General features: G+C 50.8%; 1 rRNA gene. It reads right to left on the bottom strand.

The features are described 5' to 3' along the window. A 16S ribosomal RNA gene (locus tag HH110_RS19190) occupies nt 1-429 on the bottom strand; the annotation flags it as partial.

Genomic DNA, 429 nt, shown 5'->3' with positions numbered 1-429 from the left:
CTACTCGGGTATCTAATCCTGTTTGCTCCCCACGCTTTCGCGCCTCAGCGTCAGTTACTGTCCAGTAGACCGCCTTCGCCACTGGTGTTCTTCCTTATATCTACGCATTTCACCGCTACACAAGGAATTCCGTCTACCTCTCCAGCACTCAAGAAATACAGTTTCAAATGCAGTTTATGAGTTAAGCCCATAGATTTCACATCTGACTTGCATCCCCGCCTACGCGCCCTTTACACCCAGTAAATCCGGATAACGCTCGCCACCTACGTATTACCGCGGCTGCTGGCACGTAGTTAGCCGTGGCTTATTCATGAGGTACCGTCACTTCCTTCGTCCCTGATAAAAGAAGTTTACAATCCGAAGACCTTCTTCCTTCACGCGGCGTTGCTGGGTCAGGCTTTCGCCCATTGCCCAATATTCCCCACTGCT

Origin of the sequence: Stenotrophomonas sp. SAM-B (assembly GCF_013387485.1) — a bacterium.
Taxonomy (GTDB): Bacteria; Pseudomonadota; Gammaproteobacteria; order Xanthomonadales; family Xanthomonadaceae; genus Stenotrophomonas; species Stenotrophomonas maltophilia_AA.
This window is presented reverse-complemented; position numbering and strand designations above follow the sequence as displayed.